Annotated in this window: 28 protein-coding genes; 3 read left to right on the top strand and 25 right to left on the bottom strand. The window is 34.6% G+C overall.

Going from position 1 to position 25566, the window contains the following annotated elements:
* Window positions 1-23: 23 nt before the first annotated feature.
* From DN408_RS26450 to DN408_RS26360, 18 genes are all read right to left on the bottom strand, one after another.
* Window positions 24-1247 carry a flagellar hook protein FlgE gene (locus DN408_RS26450; protein ID WP_078178256.1) on the bottom strand — a complete coding sequence of 408 codons (1224 nt, stop codon included), beginning with the start codon at window positions 1245-1247 and terminating at the stop codon, window positions 24-26.
* Window positions 1248-1263: 16 nt separating this feature from the next.
* Entirely contained in the window at window positions 1264-1842 is a 579-nt protein-coding gene (locus tag DN408_RS26445; protein ID WP_078178257.1) for a flagellar hook assembly protein FlgD, read from the bottom strand.
* Window positions 1843-1845: 3 nt separating this feature from the next.
* Window positions 1846-2961 carry a flagellar hook-length control protein FliK gene (locus tag DN408_RS26440; protein WP_078178258.1) on the bottom strand — a complete coding sequence of 372 codons (1116 nt, stop codon included), beginning with the start codon at window positions 2959-2961 and terminating at the stop codon, window positions 1846-1848.
* 10 nt (window positions 2962-2971) lie between these two features.
* A complete protein-coding gene (locus DN408_RS26435; protein WP_002012036.1) occupies window positions 2972-3382 on the bottom strand; it encodes a hypothetical protein in 411 nt (136 codons plus the stop codon).
* 115 nt (window positions 3383-3497) lie between these two features.
* Window positions 3498-4802, bottom strand: coding sequence for a flagellar protein export ATPase FliI (gene fliI, locus DN408_RS26430; protein ID WP_002126588.1), 1305 nt, complete (start codon window positions 4800-4802; stop codon window positions 3498-3500).
* Window positions 4799-5485: a FliH/SctL family protein gene (locus DN408_RS26425; protein ID WP_033706611.1), complete on the bottom strand. Its 687-nt coding sequence runs from the start codon at window positions 5483-5485 to the stop codon at window positions 4799-4801. The genes fliI and DN408_RS26425 overlap by 4 nt, the downstream gene beginning before the upstream one ends.
* Window positions 5472-6476: a flagellar motor switch protein FliG gene (gene fliG / locus DN408_RS26420; RefSeq protein ID WP_002030936.1), complete on the bottom strand. Its 1005-nt coding sequence runs from the start codon at window positions 6474-6476 to the stop codon at window positions 5472-5474. Before fliG ends, DN408_RS26425 begins: the two co-directional genes overlap by 14 nt.
* 13 nt (window positions 6477-6489) lie before the next feature.
* Window positions 6490-8070 carry a flagellar M-ring protein FliF C-terminal domain-containing protein gene (locus DN408_RS26415; protein ID WP_078178259.1) on the bottom strand — a complete coding sequence of 527 codons (1581 nt, stop codon included), beginning with the start codon at window positions 8068-8070 and terminating at the stop codon, window positions 6490-6492.
* A 22-nt stretch (window positions 8071-8092) separates the two neighbouring features.
* Window positions 8093-8392 (bottom strand): flagellar hook-basal body complex protein FliE, encoded by a 300-nt coding sequence (gene fliE, locus DN408_RS26410; RefSeq protein ID WP_078178260.1) that lies wholly within the window; start codon window positions 8390-8392, stop codon window positions 8093-8095.
* A 17-nt stretch (window positions 8393-8409) separates the two neighbouring features.
* Window positions 8410-8823: a flagellar basal body rod protein FlgC gene (gene flgC / locus DN408_RS26405; protein ID WP_002030933.1), complete on the bottom strand. Its 414-nt coding sequence runs from the start codon at window positions 8821-8823 to the stop codon at window positions 8410-8412.
* A gap of 20 nt (window positions 8824-8843) precedes the next feature.
* Entirely contained in the window at window positions 8844-9329 is a 486-nt protein-coding gene (gene flgB / locus DN408_RS26400) for a flagellar basal body rod protein FlgB (protein ID WP_050551290.1), read from the bottom strand.
* Between the two features lie 344 nt (window positions 9330-9673).
* Entirely contained in the window at window positions 9674-9946 is a 273-nt protein-coding gene (locus DN408_RS26390; protein WP_002126578.1) for a hypothetical protein, read from the bottom strand.
* Complete coding sequence (locus tag DN408_RS26385) at window positions 9936-10304, bottom strand: flagellar export chaperone FliS (protein WP_002012050.1); 369 nt, start codon at window positions 10302-10304, stop codon at window positions 9936-9938. Before DN408_RS26385 ends, DN408_RS26390 begins: the two co-directional genes overlap by 11 nt.
* A 22-nt stretch (window positions 10305-10326) precedes the next feature.
* Complete coding sequence (locus DN408_RS26380; protein ID WP_063226106.1) at window positions 10327-11706, bottom strand: flagellar hook-associated protein 2; 1380 nt, start codon at window positions 11704-11706, stop codon at window positions 10327-10329.
* A gap of 19 nt (window positions 11707-11725) precedes the next feature.
* Window positions 11726-12589, bottom strand: a complete 864-nt coding sequence (locus tag DN408_RS26375) for a flagellar hook-associated protein 3 (protein WP_147740444.1) — start codon at window positions 12587-12589, stop codon at window positions 11726-11728.
* A gap of 280 nt (window positions 12590-12869) precedes the next feature.
* Entirely contained in the window at window positions 12870-14168 is a 1299-nt protein-coding gene (gene flgK / locus DN408_RS26370; protein ID WP_002168744.1) for a flagellar hook-associated protein FlgK, read from the bottom strand.
* A gap of 17 nt (window positions 14169-14185) precedes the next feature.
* Window positions 14186-14638: a flagellar export chaperone FlgN gene (locus DN408_RS26365; protein ID WP_002064619.1), complete on the bottom strand. Its 453-nt coding sequence runs from the start codon at window positions 14636-14638 to the stop codon at window positions 14186-14188.
* Between the two features lie 15 nt (window positions 14639-14653).
* Window positions 14654-15118 (bottom strand): YaaR family protein, encoded by a 465-nt coding sequence (locus DN408_RS26360; protein WP_002086502.1) that lies wholly within the window; start codon window positions 15116-15118, stop codon window positions 14654-14656.
* 143 nt (window positions 15119-15261) lie between these two features.
* Here DN408_RS26360 and DN408_RS26355 point away from each other — a divergent pair, with 143 nt between their 5' ends.
* Entirely contained in the window at window positions 15262-15759 is a 498-nt protein-coding gene (locus tag DN408_RS26355; protein ID WP_002086503.1) for a flagellar motor switch protein FliG, read from the top strand.
* Window positions 15760-15798: 39 nt separating this feature from the next.
* Window positions 15799-16581: a CheR family methyltransferase gene (locus DN408_RS26350; RefSeq protein ID WP_002086504.1), complete on the top strand. Its 783-nt coding sequence runs from the start codon at window positions 15799-15801 to the stop codon at window positions 16579-16581.
* 38 nt (window positions 16582-16619) lie between these two features.
* Here the strand turns inward: DN408_RS26350 and DN408_RS26345 are convergent, their stop codons facing one another.
* From DN408_RS26345 to DN408_RS26315, 7 genes are all read right to left on the bottom strand, one after another.
* On the bottom strand, window positions 16620-17336 hold the full coding sequence (locus tag DN408_RS26345) for a hypothetical protein (protein ID WP_078179091.1): 717 nt from the start codon (window positions 17334-17336) through the stop codon (window positions 16620-16622).
* Between the two features lie 27 nt (window positions 17337-17363).
* Window positions 17364-18728 carry a transglycosylase gene (locus tag DN408_RS26340; protein ID WP_078179090.1) on the bottom strand — a complete coding sequence of 455 codons (1365 nt, stop codon included), beginning with the start codon at window positions 18726-18728 and terminating at the stop codon, window positions 17364-17366.
* A 29-nt stretch (window positions 18729-18757) separates the two neighbouring features.
* Window positions 18758-20404 (bottom strand): flagellar motor switch protein, encoded by a 1647-nt coding sequence (locus tag DN408_RS26335; protein ID WP_078179089.1) that lies wholly within the window; start codon window positions 20402-20404, stop codon window positions 18758-18760.
* Between the two features lie 208 nt (window positions 20405-20612).
* A complete protein-coding gene (locus tag DN408_RS26330; RefSeq protein ID WP_002126563.1) occupies window positions 20613-22583 on the bottom strand; it encodes a chemotaxis protein CheA in 1971 nt (656 codons plus the stop codon).
* Between the two features lie 129 nt (window positions 22584-22712).
* Window positions 22713-23081 (bottom strand): response regulator, encoded by a 369-nt coding sequence (locus DN408_RS26325; RefSeq protein ID WP_000940577.1) that lies wholly within the window; start codon window positions 23079-23081, stop codon window positions 22713-22715.
* Window positions 23082-23231: 150 nt separating this feature from the next.
* A complete protein-coding gene (locus DN408_RS26320) occupies window positions 23232-23909 on the bottom strand; it encodes an OmpA family protein (protein ID WP_002126559.1) in 678 nt (225 codons plus the stop codon).
* Window positions 23910-23931: 22 nt separating this feature from the next.
* Complete coding sequence (locus tag DN408_RS26315) at window positions 23932-24765, bottom strand: flagellar motor protein MotP (RefSeq protein WP_002012069.1); 834 nt, start codon at window positions 24763-24765, stop codon at window positions 23932-23934.
* Window positions 24766-24937: 172 nt separating this feature from the next.
* Here DN408_RS26315 and DN408_RS26310 point away from each other — a divergent pair, with 172 nt between their 5' ends.
* Complete coding sequence (locus DN408_RS26310; protein WP_002030912.1) at window positions 24938-25540, top strand: HD domain-containing protein; 603 nt, start codon at window positions 24938-24940, stop codon at window positions 25538-25540.
* Window positions 25541-25566 lie beyond the last annotated feature (26 nt).

Here is a 25566-nt window from a genome sequence, read left to right as displayed (position 1 = left end):
TTACAAGTTTTCTTTACGATTTATTATCGAATTAAGTTCACAACTTCATTTAATACTTCATCTGAAATTTTGATTACTTTCGCATTTCCTTGGAATCCGCGTTGGTATAACATTAAATCAACGAATTCTACAGATAAATCTACGTTTGCACCTTCTTGTGCACCACCACGTATTTTTCCTGCACCGTTTTGGCCAGATGCACCTAACGCTAAAATACCAGTTGTATTCGTCGCTGTATAGTTACCATTTCCAGTTTTCATCAAACCGCCTTCATTCGGGAACATCGCAACAGCTAATTGACCAGCAGATTTCATACTTCCATCAGAATATTTTACCATCACATATCCACCGTCAGCAATAAAGCAATCTTTAACAGTCGCCGCTGCTCTACCATCTACATCTGTTACTGACAATGTTTTATCTGTTGGATGATTCGTTAAATGACTTAAGTCTAACTTTATAGAGCCACCATCAAATGGAATATTGGCCCCTTGCTCTTTCGGAGTTGGATTTCCAACAGCATCAAATGTCATATTACCACCTGCACCTGGAACATCCTCAAACTTTATATCCTTTTTCGAGTCATTACGCATCTGTACTTTATATGTATAATTGTGTTCGCTTGTTTGTGTAAATTCTACACGCATTGTCCATGTATTACCGGCATTATCGTATACAGGTAAGTCTTGCGTAATTTGTTTTTCACCAGTTGGAATATTCCCTTTAATTGTCCCTTGCGATGTTCGAATACCACCAATTGCCGTCCCCATTGGAATTTGCAATGGGCCTGGAATACCAGATAAATCAACTTCACCAGTCGCCTCATTAGCAGGGTATGCGAATACGTATTGACCTTCTGTGTTCGTAATATAATAATCTGAAGATATTCCAAACGTACCTTTACGCGTAAATTCCATGTTTCCGCCCTTTGAATCACCTACAACGAAGAAACCATTACCTTCCATTGCAGCTTGTGTTTTGCCACCTGTTAACGTAATTGTACCATCACTATAATCAGTAACCGTACCACTCATTTTCACACCGTTACCGATACTTTTCGGATTCGTTCCTGCGTATTTACCGTCACCTTTTGCACCAATTGAATTGTTATATAGTAAATCATCAAACATTGCTTTTTGTTTTTTATAACCAACCGTTTGTGCATTGGCAATATTATTTGAAGTTACACTTAATGCATTTTGTGTTGCGTTCATTCCTGTAATACTTGTATATAACGCTTTAATCATAACGTATGTACACTCCTTATGAATTGGTAGTTTTTACTTCTTCAGTTACTTTTTGATCGTCTTTCTTTGCATCTTCTGGATTCGTTTCTCCAATCGGTTTATCAGACACTCTTTCAACGAAACGAAGAGATACTACTTTATTATTAATAACGAGCTGTACATCGTTATTTTCTGCAAGGCGAACTGTCTCTACTTGACCAGTTACTTTGTTCCCTTCACCGTCAATACCTCTTACATATTTCCCTAAAAATTTCATTCCACCATCAAGCGCCGTCGAATACATCGTCGTTCTTAAAGAGTCAACTGCTTTTGTCATATTCTGCACTTGTTCCATAAGAGATAACTGCGCTGTCTGATTCATCATTTGATTCATATCCATCGCATTGAACGGATCTTGGTGCTGAAAACTCGATAAAAATAATTTTAGAAAATCGTCTTTCCCCATTACACCAGGAGTTTTTTGAACACTTTCTGATACTCCGTTTGTTTGTTGAACTGGCGATTGTACACCATTAACAGGTGCATTACTTTTTTGCGCTCCTGCCTGCAATGGAATATGATTTGTACTCGTTGTGTTTAATCCAACTGTTGGCACGCTTTATTCCTCCAATAATCCTGCAAATTCTTTCGATTCTTGTTTCTCTTGCTTCGTACTTGCTAATTTTTGTTTTTGCCTTTGTTCTTGTTCTCGCTGTTCTTTACGTTGTTCATCTTTTTCTGAATAACTTATTTGAATATTAATTTCTTTTTCTTTTAATTTTAGCTTCAATTCGTCAAAAATTATTTCAACACGCTTTTTCGCATCGTGTTTTTCCATTTCTACATGGACTTCAATTTGATCTCCATGCTTTTTCATAAATACAGTTAATGAACCAAGTTTTTCTGGATTTAGCTGGAATAAAACACGTTCTTGTTTCACTACAAACTTTTGCAGAGCCTCTACTTGTGCTTCCATTTTCTTGCCTAAGTCAGGTAATGTAACCTTCTCAGCGCCACTATTTGATTTTCCTATTTGATCGGTACTCGTCGCTTTATTTAATAAATCCGCACCCGCAGAACTCGAATCGTTTAATGCATCAACTTCAGGCAACTCTATCTTTACATCATCGCTCTGAGATTTCGGAAGATCTACATCTAAGTCTTTAGACTCTTCTTGTTTCTTTGCAATATTACAAGTTTCTGTTTCTACAACTTTTAATGCTTGCAACGTTTGCTCTGGCATCGTCACCTTGTCTAGCGCCATTTGCATTGTATCTTCTAAACATATGGCATTTTTAATATTCATGTTAGAAAAAAGCTCTTGTAATTGCTGTAATTCAGCTGCGGGCAATTCGTTCAGTTTAATATTTCCGTATTCTTTATATAACGCCTGTATTTTTTGTATGTATTGATATAACAATTCTGGCTGCATATGCAATTGCTCAATTGCAACCATCTGCTCAGATACAGCTAACAATAACTGTTCTGTCTCTTTCTTTTCTTCTTTCTTTACAATCGGCTCTTCTTTCGTTACCGTTTTTTTTGCGAGAATATATTCTTTCTTCTCTTCTTCTGGTGCTTCTTCTCGTTTCGTTTTCTCCGTTTTCGGCTGTTTTTTATTTTCAATTCTCATTGTATTATCGAATGAAGAATTTTCATTTTTCGATTGTACTTCTAGCCCTTTTTCTTTTTGCGGAGGTAAACTTTGCTGCACCGGTAATACAAACTGTATCACTACATCCACCTCATCCGTTCATACACATTTTTAAATCAAGAAGCATTTTTTCTTCCAGCTTTTCTTTTACTTTCGCAAGCTTCTTACAATCTTCTTCATACATTTCATCAATGACACGTTCTTTTTCTTTTATTTGCTCTAAAAAGCTTTCATTTTTTTGAATAAAACCTTCTGTTTTTTTAATTTTTCGATTCCATTCTTCTATTCTTTCAGGTGAAAATGTATGTGATGAAAGCATACCAGCCATAATACGTTGTCCCGTTTGTACAACCTTATTGCGTGATTTCACAACATATAGATCATATTCTTTTTTTTGTTCTATTTTTCTTTTTTCAGCTGTTAGTTCGTACACTTCTTTCAAGATATGTTCTTTCTCTTGATTAATCTGCAATTTAATCGTGTCGTACTGCTGCTTATCCACCCGTTTTCATAGCCCCTTCCTATTATAACGTTACCTTTTTCTATTATATAGTTTTTTCACAAAAAAATCTGTGAAATATTAAAATCAAAAAAATAAGACCTCAAAGGGCGAGATCTTATACAATATGGTGCATCGCTTGGACAACATCTTCAAACTGAAAACTATCCGTTCGACCTTGTTTTAAAAACGTATTTATAGCTTCTACTTTATTTTTACATTCAAAAATATAAGCATTTTCTTCATTCTCTTGAATTGTTCCAAGTTTAAAATACAATTCATTCTCTTTATAAATAGATAGAATTTTTCTCATTTCATTTGCAAGTTGCCAATGATTCGGCGATACGATTTCTTCCATAATCCTACTTACCGAATCTAATACCGAAATGGCAGGGTAATGACTAAGAGTTGCGAGCTCACGTTTTAATACAATATGTCCATCTAAAATACCACGAGCTAAATCTGGTACAGGACCATTTAAATCATCACCATCAACTAACACTGTATAAATACCTGTTATTGACCCTTTTTGCGTTTTTCCTGATCGTTCTAATAACTTTTTCATATAACTTTCCATTAACAGTGTTTTACCACCGATCGGTAATTCCTTTACCGCAATATCAACACTTCGGCGTGCATCAGCAAAACGAGTAACAGAATCCATCATAAGTAATACGTTATTACCTTGGTCACGGAAATATTCAGCAATAGATGTTGCAAGCTTAGCCGCACGAAGTTGCATAAGGTGACTTTCATCTGACGTTGCTACAACAACGACACTTTTTTTCATACCTTCTTCGCCTAATTCTTTTCGAATAAAGTCTTTTACTTCTCGGCCACGTTCTCCTACTAAACTAATAACGTTAATATCAGCTTTTGCGTTTTTCGCAATCATTCCAAGCAAGGTAGATTTACCAACACCCGATCCTGCGAAAATACCAATCTTTTGACCAATCCCAATCGTTAACATGGAATCAATCGATTTAATTCCCGTTTCAAATACATCTGTAATTTCTTCACGCTCAAATGCATGAATCGGCGGTGCATCTAATTTTATTTTTTGTAGTGGAATGTTTTCAGTGTTCTCATTTAACACTTCACCATTCGCACTTAACACTTTCCCAAGTAAATGATTACCACGAGGTACAACAACATCTTCTTCAATTAATGTAACTGCATCTCCGTAACATACTTTTTCTGTCTGTCCAAATGGAAGTAGCATATTATTTTCTTTTTCAATCGCAATTACTTCACATAAGACACTATGTTCTCCAACGAGACAAACATCTCCAATCTTTGCTTTCGGACCTTTCGCTACAAAAAACTGCTCTTGTACACTATGAACTTTGCCAACTTTCGTATAAAACGGTGTTTCAATAAATGTATTCCATTTATTATGTTCATTCATTAGCTCGTTGTTCATACATTTTGCTCCTCAAACAACTTCTCTTCTTCCCACTTATGACGAAGCTTCGCAAATATAGGCGCAAATTTAAACTCAAAAAACTCTTTCTCTTCTTCCAGAACAAATTCGCCAAACTGTAAAGAAAAATCATACTTCCATTCTACTAATTGTAGTAGCCAATACTCTTTCGTATTTTCTTTCTCTTCTTGTATACGTTCAAATGTTTCTGGATGAACCGTTATAATTAATTTTTCAAATGAAGTAGGCAATGTTTGCACGATGCCTGTTAAAATCGGCAAAACGTCTAATAAGCGCGAATCTACCGCTTGATTCACTACTTTTTCTGCTAACTGAAAAGATTGATTCCATAATAACTCTGTCCATTCGTATGCTGTTTCTTGTTGTTCTTTTTGAAACTGTATACGCGCTGCTTCCATCTGTTCCATTTGTTCATGAATATGCATTTGAAACTGTTCTTTATCTTGCAACAACTGCTGACGCTCTCGTTCTAGCATTTGCTGCTGCTGCCTTAGCTGATTCATTTCAATATGTAATGCATCTTGCTGTGCAAGAAGTTCTGCATGATCCACTTGTATCTCTTCTTCAATGTGAACTGATACTGGTTTCGGAAATTGTAATTCATACGTTTCTTCAGAAAAAGAAACAGAATTCTTCGGAATTCTGTTTTTAAATAAGGACATCATCTTCACCTCTTTGAACGATAATTCTTCCTTCTTTTTCTAACTTTTTCACCGTACCTGTAATCGTTTGTTGTGCTTTTTCAGCATCCGTCATCTTAAGCGGTCCTAAGCCATCTAACTCTTCAAGAATCATCTCTCTACGGTTTGAAGACATACATGTAAATAGTTTCTCTTTAATTTCTTCTTTTGCAATTTTAAGTGCTTTCGCGATAACACCGTTATCTGTAATTTCCTCTAATACACGGCGAAGCGCAAGATCCTCAAGACCAAGTAAGTCTTCAAAGACAAACATATTTTCTTTAATTTTCTCAGATAACGCATAATCGACTTCATCCAGCTTTTGAAAGACTGTTTTTTCAACACCTCGTGAAACATTATTTAAAATGTTCACTATTGTTTTCAATCCATCTGTTTTATTAATAGCACTAAATGCCATATTATTTAATTTTGCTTTTAATAACTCACCAATTTGATTAATTAATTCACCATCTACTTGTTCAAGCTTTGCAATACCCATTACCGTCTCTACACGTTTATGATCTGGTAATCTCTCAATTAATTGAGAAGCAAGTTGCGGCTTAATATAAGAAGCAATAATCGCTATCGTTTGTGGCGATTCATCATTAAGCACTGTAAGAAGTGGCTCTAAATCTGTAAGTGAATTTAAGAATTCAAATGGATTATCTTTGTTATACCAAAGGTCTTCCAATAATTTTTCCAACTCGTCTTCTGGCATATTTTTAAATATACGACGAATGTATTCTTTATCTGGAGTTACTAAATTCAACTCTTTTACATTTAGTTCGTACAAAAACTCCCCTAGTACATTTTCTAACGTTTCTGGTTTATATACACGAAACTTCGCGATTTCGCGAAGTAACACTTCTTTTTCCTCAGCCGTCATATATTCAATGACTTTTGCTGCCACCTCTTCGTTTAATGTACGAATGAGGATGGCAGCTTTCTCTTTGGAGGAGATTTCATCTAACATTGTTTTTCCTCCCTTACTGTCCGTTTAACCATTTTTTAATTACTTTTGCAGTACCTTCTACATGCTCTTTCGTAGCTTCCTGCACTTGATCATCTAATGTAGGTTCTGATGGTTCTACCGGTTCTGGCTTTGGCTTTGGCTCTGGTACTATTTTTTCTTCAGGAATTTCCAGGATACTTTCACTACTAGCAGCAATTTCTTCTTCTGCTAAGTATTCTTCATATTCCTCTTCTTCTCTCTTTTTCTTACGTCTTGCTAAGAAGAACCATACTAGGCCAATTATTGCTAGCAAGCCAGCTGTAATTCCACCGAATAACCACCAGTTCATACCACTTTTTTCTGGCTCTTTCTCTTTTTCAACTTTCGGCTGGTCGAACTGAACAGTTACAACGTTAACTTGACCGTTTGTAAAGTTTCCATTCGGATCAGCTTGAAGCCCAGCTGCTGTGCCAATCGCTTCTTTAAATGTTGTCATATCAATTTTTCGTTTTACTAACGTATCGTTATCTACCCATACAACAACATTTGTTTTTGTTAATTCCGGATGTTTCTTAATTGTTTCAACTGTTTTATCTATTTCATAGTTTTCAATTTTGTTACCATTTTTATTATCGTAGACAACTTTACCGTTTTGATTATTGTTCGTACCGTAGTTCGGCACTTCACCGTTCGCTGTAATACCCGCACCTTGCTTCGTATCTGCTCCTTCTTGCGCAGTAGAACTTTCCTCTTGCTCTTGTTTACTGCGAAGTACACCTTTATCGCCATATTTTTCTGACTGACGTGTAACTTCATCGTAGTTTACAGACACTTTCGTATTCACTTTATATTCATTTGATTTAAACATCGTCATTAACGTTGCGTCAATATCTTGCTTTAATTTACCTTCAATTTGATGCTGCATCTCTACTTCTTTTTCATAAGAAGAGGAACTGTTAGAATGCGCTTCATCTGTTCCTTTTGAGATGATACCTTTTTTACTATCAATAACACTTACTTCTTCTGCTTTCACGCCAGGAACTGCCGCACTAATCATTTGCTGTATACCAGCAACTTGATCAGCTGTTAATAATTGTCCACGCTTCACACCAACAGTTATCGCCGCTGTTCCTTTTGCTTTTTCTTCATCAAAAATTGTTTCTTTTTCAGGTAATGTAATTTGCACATTTGCCGTTTCAACTGTCGCGAAGTTTCGTACAATATCTTGCTCCAATTGCTTTTTCGTGCCGACAATCTGCTTCATTTTCTTATCTTGTTCACTTGAACCGAGTGAGCTTTCTAATAGAATTTCCTCACCGCTTTTTGAATTAAACGGCAAGCCCATTCCATTCATTTCTTTTCGAACCCATGGAGCATCGTTCTTTTGCACTCGAATCGAACCATCGGCTGCTAATTGGTAATCAACACCTAGCTTCGATAATTCTGCTGTAATCTCTTGCTTATCTGTATCATTTAAATTTTGATATACAACAACATATTTATCTGGCAAGGTGAAGTATAAAAGTGCTCCTGTTGCAATCGCTAAAAGCGCAGCACCAATCACTAACTTATGCCACGTTTTCAGCGATTGGAAAACATTTTTTATCTTTTCCATTTAAATACACCCGTCCATTTTCCTAAATTTGCATATTAATTAGTGACTTATAATTTTCAATAAGATTATCGCGTAAGAGAGCAGCTGTTTTCATTTGTGATTCAGCTTTCTTCTGCTGAATTAAAACGTCATGCGTTTCTCCTACCCCTTTTGTCAGTAAATCATATACTGCTGTTTGGGCATTATTTTGCGTTTGATTCATATCTTCCAATAAATCAATAAACTTTTTGCCTTCAACTACAGATGTTTCTGAAGTTTTCTGTGTGCCAATCGGCTGAATCGCTCCAAATGGCTGTGTATTTAACATTGGTTGAATTTTCATATTTCCCCTCTTCCCCCTTATCCTCGGCCGATTTCTAAATCTTTATCGAGCATTTTTTTGTTCGCATTTAATACGCTTGTATTTGCTTCATACATTTTTTGAGCAACCATTACATTCGTCATCTCAGCTGTCACATCAATGTTCGGATAACGTACATATCCTTCTTCATTTGCATGCGGATGCGTCGGATCATACACAAGGTTTTCATTTCGATCCGTTTCAATACTTTTTATTTTCACTCCGTTAGTAGGAGCTCCATCTAGCATGCTTGCAAAACTATTATTTGATTCCAACACCACACTTCGGCGGTGATACGGCTCTGCGCCCGGTGCTCCCGTCGTATTTGCATTTACGATATTGTTAGAAGTAACTTCCATCCATTTTCTCGCTGTAGTTAGCCCTGAGCCACTTGCATTAATTGCCTGAAACATCGTTGTCTCCCCTTTTACTATTAACGTCCACGTGCTGCTTGGTTAATAGCGTATTGCGTATTAATTGCATTAATTGAAACACCGTATAATTGGTTTGTTTTCATTAAATCTAGCATTTCTGTCGTTACATCAACACTGTTTCCATCTTTATTCGTTTGCATTGATTTCGTTTGAATCTTTGCGTATGTATTTTTCGTATTTGCTGTCGGTAAGTGCATTACATTCGTTTGATATAAATCTGGATTACTCTTTAAATCCGCAGCATTTTTTTTATATAATGCACTGCTCATATTCATTTGCTCAGCAAATGTTACATCTTGTGCTTTATAGCCAGGTGTATTCGCATTTGCAATATTACTAGAAACGGTATTTCGCTTCGTTACTAAATAGTTCATATAATGACTTACATCACTAACTAAATCTGGCATATTCCACACCCTTCCTTTTCCATCATGCTTGTTTAGCGCATGATCATCCACTGATGGAAGTTTCACTTTATTATTCATTTTCCTATATGTATTTATTTATTAAAATATTATCTATTTTGTACCCTTACATATTTTATTCCATTTTTCCATTGTTGTCTTTAGAAAAATACAAAAATATAAAAAAGAATATAAAAAACTGTATACGCGTAGTAATCCATGTAACATTTTGATATATAAACAATAAAAAAAGAGCCTCCATACACTTCTCTCCATAAAATAAAGACATCTTATTTTTCATTGTTTGGATTATTACCATTCTTTTTATTACAGTCATAAAGTGAAACCTCAATCAGCGGAACGCCTTATTCAAACAATGGAATGGATCCCCTTTTAAAAGGGGTATCCATTTCCATATTTCCCCATTAAAATTTACCGTAAAACGAATTCGCTTTCATTCGTCCATCATTTGTCATAATCATTTCTTCCAAAATCTTTTGCTTATCTCGAATATGCTGTGCTGCCTTAATTATTAATGGACTCACTTCCGCTGCAACATCTGCGCGCGTCTTTTCATCCAAGGTCATCATCCAGCGATTTAACATAGCACTTTTCTCAGCAAATTCTTCATCTGACACTTGCAATTCACCGATTTCATTAAAACAGCCGACAAACGCTCGATAAATATCATTGTTCATTTTCGAGTGCTCCGCGGTAACCGTCTATTAAATCTTGTAACACTTGTACAATCGCATCCATGTCTTTTGCTTCACGCGTTACTTTCATCGTCTGAATTTGAATGCTAATCCAATCATATAAACCGAATAGACTATCATATAAATCTTTCGTAATCTCAGGATTTAATTGAAGCTTTAACTCTTCAAAAATACGTTCTAATTTTTCAAGAAGCGCATCTCCTTCTTGTAGTTTAAAAGTATTTAAAAGCTCTTCTAAATTACGAAACTCAACGATACATCTTTCATAAATAAAAATTGTATTTTTAATCGGATTACTCGTCATAATATCATTTTGCATATAACGTTGCCATGCTTGCATACAATCACTTCCTTAACTTTCATTAATCATCACTTTTTTGTTTTGTCATTGCTTTAATAGTTTTCAATTGGCTATCAAGCTCCGCTAGTGTACTTTCTAGTTTTTGATACTTCTTCACGATTTCATCTTGTTTTTGCAGATTTTGTGTTTCAATATCTTTAATCTTTTTATCTAAATCACTTACACGAGAATCGATGTTTTTTACTCGCTCTCCAACTACACCTTTATCACCAAATAGTTTATCAAGTGGCTCTTCCATCATCTTCCCTAAACCGTTAGAACCAAAGAAAAATTGCTTCGCTGCATCCGGCTTGTCTTTTAACGCTTTTGTTAATTGTTCATCATTAACTTCCATCGTCCCGTCTTGCTTTAATTGAATTCCAAATGAAAACAAATAATTACCGTCTTGAGAAAATGTTACGACATTATTCATCGCTTGACGTACACTTTGCATAATAGCTTGACCTTGGAAAGCTCCACCTTTTCCAGCAAAAATATCTATTGTAGAAACAGCTTTATTATAATCAGCCACCATCTTTTTAATAATATTTGATGCGTCTGTTACATTTGAATCACTTACTGTAAACTTCAGATCTATACCTTTTGCTTTTGGATCTGTTGTTGTACCTGCATCTGGTGTTCCTTCTGCTTTTGACTCCGTCACTTTTAGTAATTCAATTTTCACACCAGGAAGAGCTTCAATTGTATTGGTAGAACTTTTACCTGGGATACCGTTTATACTATATATGGCATTTTGCGCTTCATTAATTGTATTGACTGCTGTGCCATCCGCCTTAGCTAAACCAATATCTTGAAACAGTGTAGATGTGTTCTCCTTAAAATTAATTTCTCCATCTGTTCCTTCTTTTTTCGAGGACATAAAAATTTTATCTCCAAGTGTATAAGCCGATACGCCATAATCTCCATCATTAATTTTATTTATTAAATCTTTATATGTCATATCAGTTGTTACTTTTAGATCTTTACCGCCTAGTTTTAATGTTTCATCTTTAGGAAGTTTTGCATTTATATCAGTAATAGGATTAGAAGCTATTTGATGACGCTGTGCAAGCTGTGTAATCGTCATATTAAAAGTTCCTGCAATCGCGCCACCATCAGCTTTTACATTAATATAACCGTCTTGTGTTGTTGTAACTTTTTTCTCATTCCCTTTAAAAGCCGCTAAGTTTTTAAAAGTTTGTGTGAAAGAACTAAATTCTGATTTTAAGCTTGTATATAATAGTTTATCTTGTGAAAGTTGGTTCTTTTCATTAGTATATGGTGTTTTTCTCATATCTAACGCTTGCATTTCTAATTCTACAAAGTTAGAAGTATCGATCATATTATTTCCGAGGTTCCAAATCTGTTGTCTACCACCAATACCTGTTAACGTCCCTGCCATATTTCTCACTCCTTATTGTTTACATATAATCTAAAATACTCGTTTTACTCATCGTGCTAACTGCTTTAAGCGTTGCTTCATAAGTTGCATTAATATACGCTAGGTCTGAAATTGCTACCGCTAAATCAACATCTTCAATTTCTTTACGATTTTCTTGAAGCGCTAAATTTTGCTCACTTAAAATTGTTTTAAATGTCTCCATTGTATTCATTGTTGAACCAACTTCAGTTGTACGGTTAATGATGCCATCTAAGTTTTTCTTATTTTCTCCTAATAATGGTTGCAAAGCTTTTTGATCACCGTTATTCAGCGCTTCACTCATCTGTTTTAACGTTTTTATAACTGGTGATAATAATTCTTCTCCGTTACGAAATGCTTTTAATTGATAACCGTCATTTAGTTGCCAGCTCACATCATTTTTTCCACCTTGATACGTACCGTCCTCTGTAAATGGGGCTTGTTCAGCACTATCCCCACCGAAAATATAACGGCCTTGCTCTTTCGTATTCGCTAAATATACAACTTGTTTTAAAATTTGATCAATCTCTGCACCGATTGCCTTCAATTCTTTTTCACTATTCGTCCCATTTAGCGCTTGTACTGTTAATTGATCCGCTCTTGTTAAAGATTTAAAAACACCTTGTAAAGTATTTTCAGTTTGTGTTAGTACATTTTTCGAATCCGCTAAATCTTTTTGCATTTGTTCAATATTTGCTAGCGAATGTTGAATCGCAAATGATTTACTTGCCGCCAGCGGATCTTCACTCATAAGAAGGTTTTTCTTCCCAGAAGTTACTTGATTTCGGTGGTATTGCTGTTGCACATTCAAATCCATCATCTGATTCTTTGCCCAATTTGCATTTTGAAACGTAGATACTCTCATCTCTATCTTCTCCTTTATCTATATTTGAATTGGCGTGAAGAAGAAACCGCAACTATATACGGCTCTCCTCTTCCCTCATAAAAAAGACTTTTCGTTTTCATTTAATTTATATAGGGGGGACGCTTGCTAAACATGGCTATTCTCTCCCTTAACTTCCCCTTCACCCATCTCATATCTCTGGTCTAACATGGCTTGGTCCACTAAAAGGCTCTGTCCGCTTCTACCTTGCGCCGGATCCTCTCTTCCATCATAAAAAAAGCTTTTTCGATCCTTCTACATGCTATCTAATAATCGAAAACAAACTATCAAACACTTCATTCATCGTCGTAATAGCTTTAGAGTTTGCAACAAAATATTTTTGGAAAGCCATTAAATTAACCATTTCCTCTTCCATATTAACGCCTTCTATACTCATCTTTTCTTCCTGAATACCTTCTAATAAATCTTTATGAATGTTTTGATAAGCATTCACTGCACTTTTATCAGAAGCTACACCAACTATAAATTGGTCTAATGCTTGTTTATAAGAAAGACCTTCTTTATAATCTCCCTCTGTAATTCCTGCTAGTTTATTTGCTGTTTCAGCAGAGATTTTCATTTTCGAAACATCTTTTGCGAATTCAGGGTTTAGCTGAATATCTTTCGCATGATCTCCAACGAAGAAATCTTTTCCCATCACTGTATTCACTTGACCTTTTACAGAACTCATTAATTCTTCAAGGTTTTTCTTATAACTAGCAATCTTCGCTTTCGTATCTATCGCTGATTGAATTGCTCCACCATTTAAAGGAATATCCGATCCATAAATCGCAACAGACATTGGTTCTTTTTCTTTATTTAATTGAAGTGGATATGTATCTTGTCCATTTACTGTTAAAACACCATTCATTCTAACACTCGCGATATTAGGATTCATAGATTCATAAGATACTTCAATATTGGCATACTTAGACATCTCTGTAACGATGCGATCACGTTCGTCTAATAGTTGATTAGGTACTTGTGTCCCTGCTTGTCCAATTTTTTTATTCGCCTCTGCTAAACTAGCACCAAGACGATTAAATTCATTCACATGTGCTTCAATATCTTCTGTCGTCTGTGCTTCTGCTGTATCTAAGTTTTTCGCAAGACGATTTATCTGACTTGTGAACTTCCCAGTTTCAGAAACTAATGTATCGTAGTAGTTTGGTTGTTCTGGATTTTTTGCAACTTCACGAAAAGCATTGAAGAATCCATCCATTAAACTAGATAATGAATTTTTCCCTGTCGTTCCTACCATAGACTCTACTCGTGATAAAGTAGAATTCATATATGCGTAGTAAGAGAACTGTGACAACTGATCATTAAATTGCTTCGTTTTCACTTCATCTGTAATACGGTCAACTCCTAATGTTTGTACACCATAACCGATTCTCTGTTCAGGCGTATGACCGTTACTTGCTCCAACAGATCCGTAATTTACCATTTGACGAACATAACCCGGCGTATGAATGTTAGATAAGTTTTGTTTTGTCGTTTGTAATCCCATTTGGGCCGCTAGCATACCAGATAACGGCGTATTATAATCAGATAATCTCATAATGCTTCACTTCTCCTTTACAATAGTTCATTCATAAAGATTTGCGAATTATTGTTTTTCTCCAAATTGTATTCAGAAACGGAATCCACAATACTTTCTGTAGTTTTTAATAGTACGTTTAAGTAATATTGATTTTTCAAAAGAATCATTTTTACATTTTCTTCTAATTCATTTAAACTTTTTTGTAATTCTTCCATTTTTTCATTTTCTTCCTGTGAAAAATACGAAAATAGCGAACGCATACGCAGCGGTTCAACTTGTTTTTCTTTACAAAGCTGAACAACCATTTCCTCAAAAGATCGCGATAATCCTTTAACACCTTCTATGTACTGCAATTGCTCTACTTGCAACTTTTGAACTGCATTTACATTTTTATTTTTTAAATTCTCATATATTTGTTCCCCAAGCGTTTGAATATTTTCATATGCCTTTTGAATAATAACGAGCTTTTCATATAATTGTATGTACATATAGCTTCCTTTCCTTTACAAGACTAAATTTACAATCAAACCATGAATTTCTCCAATTTGATTTAACATTTCTAAATGCCCTGTTTTCGTATTAATTAAATTCATAACATCTTCTAACTCAGTTAATCCCATTTCAGCTTGTTTTACGATCGTCATTTTCTGCGAATATCCGTAACGCGGATGACGAGACATAACATCTTTATACTGCAATACGTTATCAACGTAAAAATTCAAAAATGATTTTACAGTATTTTTGTATTCCATTACATTATCGAGCGTTAACTCTAATTCGATTTTCTCTTTAATTTCTCCAATGTTATCAACAAGTGCTTCCATTTGTTCTAACAATTTATCTTTTTTCGGATCTGCATGCAAATTATCCGAAAAAGCAAGTCCTGTCCTGACATTTGCTTCTTTCGGCATTTGAGTAGCAGGCGGTATATGCGATAAAATTGGATTATGCGAGATAGAACGCAGCATATATATCACCTATTTATTTTTTTATTTCCTTCCAAACTTAATCGTAAAATCCAGTTATTTATAATTATACTCTGTACAATGATATTTTGCAGTTATTTTTTATAGAAGATATGTTACAATTTAGCATGAGGTGGCACAAATCTATGAATATTTTTCTTTGTGGTTCAAATCAATTAACAGCATTAGATCAGGAAGAAATAAAAAAATTTTTAATTGACTATGCTCACAAACATAAAATTTACATATTATGTTATAAATCTATTGAAAATGAAGTTCTTCGTTTTTTCATTGAAAATGAAAGGCTCGCTCAAAATTTATGCCTTTACACACTGCAACCGTTACATGTATTAACAGACGAATTTCAAGAAGTCGTTGATTATTTAAAAAAACACGGAGCAGAGTATATTGCTTTTGATCATCCTTCCGACTCCATTTATCGATCAGATTATATGTTTTTTGTAAAGCAAATTATCGAAGATACCGATTTAGTTCTCTGTTTTTATAACGGAGATAAACATACGTCTGTCATTCCCGTTGACGTTGCAAAAGAAGCAGGAATTGATGCTGTTATTTATGATTTACCAGGCTTACATGAAAAGCAGCTGAAAAAAAGCTTTGAACAAAAAATTCGTATGATGTAAAGGGGGAGGCACAATATCGTTATTGTGCCTATTGTAAATATGATAACTGAACAAGATTATAATCAATTTGTCGTAAGTTTTAAACAGCACTTTAATATGGATATCGCTTCCTATAAGCAAGATAGAATGCGCCGAAGAATCGACGCTTTCATTTCGAGAAAAGGTTTTGAAAATTACACAAATTTTTTAAATAATTTACGCACCGATCAAACGTTATTTTTAAGTTTTATTGACTATATTACAATTAACGTATCAGAGTTTTTCAGAAATAAAGAGCGCTGGCAAACGTTAGAGACGAAAGCTCTACCAAAGCTACTTGAACAAAATAACGGTAAATTAAAAATTTGGAGTGCTGCTTGCGCTGCCGGTGAAGAACCATATACACTTTCTTTAATATTATCGAAGCATCTAGCTCCGTTTCGTTATGACATTCAAGCAACGGATCTTGATTTTCATGTTTTAGCAACTGCAAAACGTGGTCAATATACAGAACGCTCTTTGAAAGAATTACCTAATGATTTAAAACAACGTCATTTCACAAAAGAAGATGATACATATATATTGCATCAAAATATTAAACAGCAAGTTACATTTAAACAACATGATTTATTAATGCAGACATTTGATACGAACTACGATTTAATCATTTGTCGAAATGTAATGATTTACTTTACAGAAGAAGCAAGAATAAAGCTTTATGAAAAGTTTAGTCGTTCTTTACGAAAAGGCGGCGTACTATTCGTTGGTAGCACAGAACAAATTTTAACACCCGAACGCTACAATCTTCAGCGCTTTGATACCTTCTTTTACGAAAAAGTATAAAAGAAGGTCGTCATAATTAAAATGACGACCTTTTTTTATTATATAATACGAATCAATATGATACCTATAACCCACATGAAGAGAAATAGAGCCGTAACAAACCATTTATGCTCTTGAATCGTATGTTTCAACGCATGAGATAATTGCGTCATATTCATTTCTGCAAGTGCTCTCCACACGCTCACATCACGTTCTTTAGAAATACGATCCGTACCGCTAATTAAAATTGTTTCGTTAGACAATTTTGTCATGTAAGCTGTAATAACTGTTATCATTAAATTCGTATTTCCTTCTGATGTATCTTGTTCCACTCTAGAAATGAGCGCACTTACATCAAGTAACGGAATATGCACTTTTCTTCCAAACGAAAGCTGCACTTCAGCGAAATCATACGTTCCGTCTAATAACGGAACTCCCTTTATATGAGCTTGTTTAATAAGCCCCTGCAAACTTTTAACAATTTGTTCATATATTTTTTCCGATTGCTTTCCTTCCTCAGACAACATATGTAGCTTTGAAAACAACTGCAACACCGTATCCATTTCCTTAGAAAGCATTTCTTTTACAATCTTTCCATCACCTAAACTTGCAAGCAAAATCCCTATTTCATTGTTTTTCGAAATGATTTTGGGCTGCCCAGTAAACACAAGGTTACTCCGCTTTCGTTCTTTCTGAATTTCATGTTCTGAAATAGCTGCAGGCTGTTTTAATGGTTGTAGCGTCTTATTTTGAATTGTCGTACGTTTAATTTCCATTTAAGCGCCTCCACTACTATCAAATTATTAGCCCCATTCTTTATTACTCTTTAAAACTAAAAACAGTACAAATAATCCTGACATAACAGCAAACACATTAGAAGCCTGTACTCCCTGCTCACTTTTTTCCTCTTTCTTTTCTTGTTGTTCTTCTATTTTCTCTTTCTTTTTAGAAACGACTTGATTGTCATTTTCGCTTTTTTTCTCTTTATGAACCTTCACATTATTTACTTCCTTGTTGTCTGTTAACGACTCTTTTATAACGTAGTTGATTTCCTCTTTTTCTTTCAACGGCTCTTTTATATAAGAGTTCACTTTCTCTTCTTGCTTTCGAATTTGAACAACTGGAAGTTTTTCTTCTGGAAGCGGCATCTCTATTTTCGGATCTTCCTTCTTCTCAATTTCTTTCTTATCCTCTACTTCATTTTGATTCTCTTGCTCTTCTATCTTTTCATCATCTTTCACTTTTTGTTCGATGATAGAAACGATATATTCACTCTCTGTCACAAGTTTGTTACCTGCCCCATCTGTTACTTCCACAATAAGTTGATGCGGCCCAACAGGTAAAGCTTCTGTTATTTCAAATATTTTCTGCCAATCCATGTCGCGTTTATTATAGTCTAATAAAAAAGTAATATCGTCACCGTCTTCTTTTCCTTTTAATATAACGCGCACTTCTTTAACAACCGATTCTATATCTACCGTTTGTACTCGTATATGAACGGATTCTCCCTTTTTCCGTTCAATTAAGTTCCCTTTTGCCTCATCAATACTAACTTTCTCTAACTTTGGCAATTCTTTATCTATAGTTGGTGCTTCATTGTTTATACGAATGAGCGGGACATTTAATTCGTTCTCTATTACTTCTTCCTTCTCATCTTCTTTATAGCTTTCAACGAGCCTAAGGTTCCAATCACCTTGTAAATCATATATTCCGGCCTTATAATTAGCGATCCATCGCTTCGTTTCTTCTTCATACTCAAAAGATATTATTCTCTCTTGTCTGTACTGTTCACCATTTTTTTGTAATTGTAATATGCCTTTTACACTTTGAATGTTTTTTTCATTTGATTCTACAGCAATCCGCACTTCTTCGCCAACCTTTAGCTCCTGCTTATTAACTGTAATAACCCCTCGGTCTGTTTCTATCGTTCTTTCTTCTTTTTTTTCTTTCCCTTGCTCATTTTCTACTGCTTTTTTTTCATCTTCAACCGAGGGCATTTCCACTTGTTCCAGCTGTTCCTGAACTTCTTTATTTTTTCCCTCTTGGTCATTCATTTCGCTTATATTTTGATCTTGTACACTTTTTTCTTCTGCCTGCCCTCGCGTTGGTAAAAATATACATATATGTAAAAATAGCCAACTAACTAGAAAAAACTTTACGTTTTTCATCTATTTGTTCAAACTCCTATTTTGACGCCTTATAGCGATTTCGTCATTTTTACTCCGAAAAACCCATCTACATTTACAAGTTCTCCATACGCCACTAATACATCGTTCACATAAATTTGAATCGGTTCATCAATATCTTCATCAAGTACGACCGCTTCATTTTCTTGTAGACTTAAAATATCTTGAATTGTTCTCACTGTACTTCCAAATACAAATTTAACATTCATTTCTACATTTTGTAGAATAGATGTATCCATATATACTGGCTCAACTTGCTTGACTTCTTTATATTCAATTGGCTGTACGACTGGTGCAGGAATTTCTTCCTCTTCAACAACTTCCTCAACTATTTCTTCTTGCTCTTCCACCATCGGATATAGAAGTCTTCTAACCATTTCTTTCGCTTCTGATATCGGTAGTATTTGATACATCTTTGATTGAAGGAGATCACCAATTTCAAGATTAAAAGTAATTTGAACGAGTTCGTCAACTGCCATCGACTCTCCCAAATATTCCATTTCTTCTTTTAAAGAAACAAATTTAACGTCTGGTGGTGTCATATCCATTTTTTCTTTAAACATTTCTGACATCGCTGTTGCAGCATGCCCCATCATTTGGTTCATAATTTCTTTAATGCCACTTAACTCTAATTCACTTAGTTCTTTCTCCGGATCAATTTCACCCGTTCCCATCATCATTAAATCTACCATTGTTAAAGCAACATCTTTCGTAAATACGAATACATTCTCATTTTTTAGTCCTTCAACAAAATCGACATTTAAAATAACAAACGGAACCGGTACTCCTTCATAATGACGAACATTAATCGCCTCTACATTTGGTGTACTAATAGTGACAGGCTGATTTAAAAGCGTCGATAGTACTGTTGAAGCCGAACCGATTGAAATATTCGCAATTTCACCAAGCACATCTTTCTCTTCTTGTGTTAATTGCTCTTTTTCTACATGCTCTTCTAAAATCTCAGTTTCCTGCACTTCCGCCGGCTCATCTATCTCTTCTTCCACACCACCAGATAATTGTAACAATTTATTTATCATTCGCTTCGCATGTTCAACTGAAACAACCTGTACAAGCTGAGAATTCACAAGATTATCTATTTTTAATTCAAACGATACTTTAACAACCATATTATTCCCATTAATACCAGAAATCTTCTCCATCTCTTCTGTAAGTTGCACAACTTTAATTGTTGGCGGAGACATGTCTACCGTATCTTGGAAGAATTCTGACATAGATGTTGCTGCGAATCCCATCATTTGATTCATAGCTTCTTGTACTGCACTTAGCTCTAATTCACCAAGCTCTTTTCCCTCTTCAACTTCACCTGTTCCCATCATCATTAAATCAGCAATAGATAAAGCAACATCTTGCTTTAAGACAAGAAGATTTTCCATATCTAATCCTTTTGTGAAATGGATATTTAATACAACATGTGGAATTTCAACATCACTTGTATCATATAAATCTACCAATTCTACTTGAGGAGCAGTAATACTTACTTGCCTATTTAAAATTGTTGATAATACAGTCGAAGCTGAACCAAATGATATATTAGCGATTTCACCAAGAATATCGCATTCTTGAGGCGTTAAATGTTCATTTTCTTTTTCTAGCACAATTGTGCCAGTATCCCCTTTTGTGTGTTGCTCAGGCATTTTTCCTGCCTCCTCATTTTTGTTTTTCTATCAAATGATTTAAACTCTCTATTACACTCGTTATATTTTACCAAACTTATCATCCGAATTGTGAACATGTATTTATTTCCACAATATGTGTAAACGACGGTTTTCATATACTTATATTATTAGTTCTACCCAAAAAGCTCCCCAATTGTATACAAGTGGGGAGCTTCCTTCATTCCTATTATAAACCTTCTGGGTTTAAAATGAGGACCACTCGTCCATCACCGAGAATTGTCGCACCAGAGAAATAGTTAGAGCTCTCTGCAAAGAAATCACCTAATGACTTTAAGACTATTTCTCTTTGACCGATAATTGTGTTTACGATAAGTCCATAGCTACGATGTGTATTACGAACAATTAACACAGGAACCATTTGACTATCATATGATGCGAACGCCTCATCTACTGTTTTTTCACCAAATACAGTACTTAAATGTTTCACTTCAATAATTTGATTGCGATAGTTTAAAACGTCTTTCCCTTGTAACGATTGTATGTCTTCTTTCTTAATTCGAATGGCTTCAGCAATATTGCCAAGAGGCAAGGCATAACGCTTATCATTTGTTTGAACAAGCATTGATTGAATAATAGACAATGTTAAAGGAAGTTCAATTCTGAATGTACTTCCTTTTCCTTCTTCAGAATCAATAATTAAATGCCCACCTAAACTATGAATCGTATGTTTAACAACATCTAATCCAACCCCACGTCCAGAAAGGTCAGATACAACTTCCGCTGTACTAAATCCCGGTTGGAAGATAAGATCAAACACTTCACGATCCGTTAATTTATTTGCCTCTGATTCCGTTACAACACCATTTTTTATCGCTTTTTCTAATACTTTTCCTTTATGAATACCATTTCCATCATCAGTAATTTGAATTACGACATGATTTCCACTATGAAACGCCTCTAATTTAATAGTACCTGTCTCATTTTTCCCGGCATCACGTCGGTTTTCGACAGTTTCAATACCATGATCAATTGCATTACGAATTAAATGAACGAGTGGATCACCAATTTCGTCAATAACAATTTTATCAACTTCAGTATCTTCACCTTTAATTTGTAAATCGATTTTTTTACCTAAATCTTTCGCTAACATACGTACCATACGCGGAAAACGATTGAAGACCGTTTCAATCGGTACCATACGCATATTTAATAATACATTTTGGATATCTTTTGAAATATCCCCTAATCGATTTAAATGCTCGATTAACTCTTTATTTTGAATCGTTTCTGCTAATTCATCAATTCGTCCACGCTCAATTACACTTTCTTCAAACATATTCATTAATCTTTCGATTTTTTCTAACTGAACACGAATAGAACGATTCTCTACTTTAGCATTTTTCGTTTTTGTATTACTTTTAGCCGGTGTAGTACTAGCTGTTGGAGTTCGTGCCTCTAGAGATGGATCCAGCTGCGTTGCTGCAATAGATTGTACGATTCCTTCTTCAGCTATATTTCCTTGCTTCACTTCTACTTTCTCAATTTCAGAAACGTGAAGCACCACCTGTTTCAATTCTTCAACACTACGATCAGTATCCATATATACTGTAAACTCAAATCCAAAAGCATCCGCTTCGATTTCTTCAATGCTTGGAACCGTTTTTTGTATATCCCCTACATTTTGTAATGCTTCAATACACATAATGGCACGTACTGCTTTTAAAATGGCTTGTTGTTCGACGGTTATATATACTTCATGTGAAACTGTATCATCATTGTTTATACTACTTTGCTCTACTTGTTCCATAGAAACTTCTACATTCCCATTTAATAATGCTTCTAATTTATGCTTTGTAGATACAACATCAATATTACCCATTCCGCCCTGCTGCACATCTGTAACCATCTTTTCTAAATTATCAATGCACTCAAAAATAACATCAATAATATTAGCATTCACCATCATATTTCCATGACGGATTTCGTCTAAAACATTTTCCATCTTATGAGTTAAATCTGCCATTTCCGCAAATTCCATACTCGCAGACATACCTTTAAATGTATGAGCTGAGCGGAATATTTCCCCTACAACACCCATATCGGCAGGATTCTGTTCTAAATTTAGCACATTTTCATTTAGCGACTGTAAATGTTCTTCTGCTTCTTCAAAAAATATATTTAATAGATCTGTTTGCATTTTAATCCCCTACCTGTCTAACAAACATTTCATTTATGTATAACAATTTAGTGTTTTATAACGAGAAAAAAGGGGGCCACACGTCTATCCGCTATCATTGATTTGATTCTTTGTGGCACCCCTTCTATATTAGCTATTTGCTACTTTTGTTAAAGCTTCGATAACACGATCGGCTTGGAATGGCTTTACAATAAAGTCTTTTGCCCCGCCTTTAATTGCATCTAATACCATACCTTGTTGTCCCATTGCAGAACAAATAACAACCTTTGCACTCGAATCAATTTTCATAATTTCTTTTAATGCTTCAAGTCCGTCCATTTCTGGCATAGTAATATCTAGTGTTACAATATCAGGTTGAAGTTCTTTATACTTTTGAATCGCTTCTACCCCATTCTCTGCTTCACCGATAACTTCAAATTCTGAATTACTTTTTAATAAGTTTTTAATCATTGTTCGCATAAACATCGCATCGTCTACAACTAAAATTTTATGTGCCATTCTTTTTGGTTCTCTCCCTCTATGTATAAATATATCTTAATATTTTACCTTATCATTCTCACTCATTATACAAAATAAAACGAGAAAATTTAATATTTTTTTAAAAGAATTTCTGTATTTTTATTATTTTATTAATAAAATGGAAATATATTATTCTTTAATATATATTACAACGCGCCGGTTTTTCTCCCAATTTTGCGGTGAATCATTTGATGCTACTGGTTTTGTGTCCGCATATCCTACCGCTGCTAATCGTTTATCATCTACATTATACACTTCAATTAAGTGGTGAATCATATTAGCTGCTCGTGCTGAAGATAATTCCCAGTTGGAAGGAAATTTTTCATTATGAATCGGTCTACTATCTGTATGTCCTTCTACAACAATTGGGTTTGGTACCGATTGAAAGAACCCTACTAATTGACTAATTACTTCTTTTGCTTCCGGCTTAACATTCGCATCACCTGTATCGAATATTAAGTTATCTACTATAACGACGCTAACACCTGTATCTTCTCGATATACATTCACTTGACTAACACCATTATTATCTACATATGCTTTTAACTTTTTATACAATTCATCCATTCGTTTTTTTGAAACTGCTTTTTCATCATTTTTTTCATGTGAAATATCTGGTATTGTACCTTCCATTACTTTCGCATCCACTTGTTCTGCATCACTAAACTTTTCAAGCATCTTCGATAATTTTACTGTATCTTGTTTTGATGTAGCAACTAATAGTACAAAAAAAGTCAATAACAACATCGTTAAATCAGTAAAAGTCGTCATCCAACGAGGCGATCCTTTTTGCGGTCGTTTTATCATCACCATACCACTCCTTGAAATATTAGGCTGCTCGTTTTTCTTTTTTTATCTTCGTTTCATATACGTATGTATCAAGTTTTAACTTTAACTTAGAAGGAATTTGTCCTCGGTAAAGCTCTGTGATTGCTTCTATTACAAACTTCTTCTCTGTATACAAATCTTCAATGCCACGATACACTTTTTCAGATAACGGTATTGCAATCATGTTTGCAATAACAGATCCATACAATGTCGTCAACATAGCAACTGCCATTCCTGTACCAATTTGCGATGTATCTTGCAAGTTTTGAAGCATAATAATAAGACCAATTAAAGTTCCTATCATACCCCACGCTGGAGCGAAATCACCAATCTTATCTAATAATGTTGCTCCTTTTCTTAACTCATATACTTCTGTTTCAACATCTCTCATTAATACTTCTTTTAATTCTGCTTCATCATATCCACTTAACATTAAACGAATCCCCTTTTGAATAAAAGGATTGTCTACTTGCTCTCCATCAACTTCTAACGAGAGTAAACCATGTTTTTTAGACTTCTTTGAAAAATCAACGAACAAATCCGTTAACTGTTCTAGATTTTCCTCTCTTCTATGTAAAACAGTAAAAATACTTTTCGTATATTTTTTTATTTCTCCAAATCTATATGCCACAATAATTGTCGCTGTTGTTCCCCCTATAACGATCAAAATAGATGAAACATCTAAGAAATTTTTAAAAGCTTTTATTCCACCACCGCCAAGCATGATCGCTGCAATTAAAATAACGAAACCTACTACAATGCCAAAGGGGCTAGAAATATCAAACTTCCTTTTTTTCCTTTGCGGTCTAGCTAATCCTTGATTTTCGTCTCCCATATTCCTGCCCTTCCTTTTTCGTTTTCGTAAAACATTTTTTTATTTTAATAATGCGTTTTCACATATAACAATCATTATACGCGTATCATCTATTTATCGCAATATACTCATTAAATTGACACATTTCATTTCCATATTAGAATTATAGTATAGAAATATGAGGAGGATCACGATGGAACATAACATTTTACAAGTCATTGCATTAGCAGAAAAACTAAAATATGAAATGCGACATAGTTGGCTTTCTAACGGACGTCAAGAAAGTGTTGCTGAACATACGTGGCGTATGTCCCTAATGGCTATCTTAGTTGAGCCTTATTTGGATCAAAAAGTAAATATAGAAAAATTACTTAAAATGGTTATTATTCATGACCTTGTCGAAGCAGAAGCTGGTGATATTCCTGCCTTTGATACGATGAATAGCCGTGAATTACAATTACAAAAACAGAAAAATGAGCTAGAGGCCATTTTAAATATTAAACGTACACTAGAAGGTCCTCTCGGCGTGGAATTATACGATTTATGGATGGAGTTCGAAGCGAAAGAAACGTATGAAGCAAAAGTTGCTAATGCACTTGATAAACTTGAAGTAAAAATTCAGCATAACGAAGCTGATATTGATACTTGGCTACCAATTGAGCATAAAATGACTTTCCAAGTTGGTAAACATACAGATTTTGACTCTTTCTTATCTAGATTACAAAAAATCATTGAACAAGACGGAGAAAAAAAATTACTAGCTGCTGGCATTGACGTTGAAGCATGTAAACAATAACCATTTAATTATGAAATAAGACACTC

It is taken from the genome of Bacillus sp. AR13-1, assembly GCF_008042285.1.
GTDB lineage: Bacteria > Bacillota > Bacilli > Bacillales > Bacillaceae_G > Bacillus_A > Bacillus_A mycoides.
This window is presented reverse-complemented; position numbering and strand designations above follow the sequence as displayed.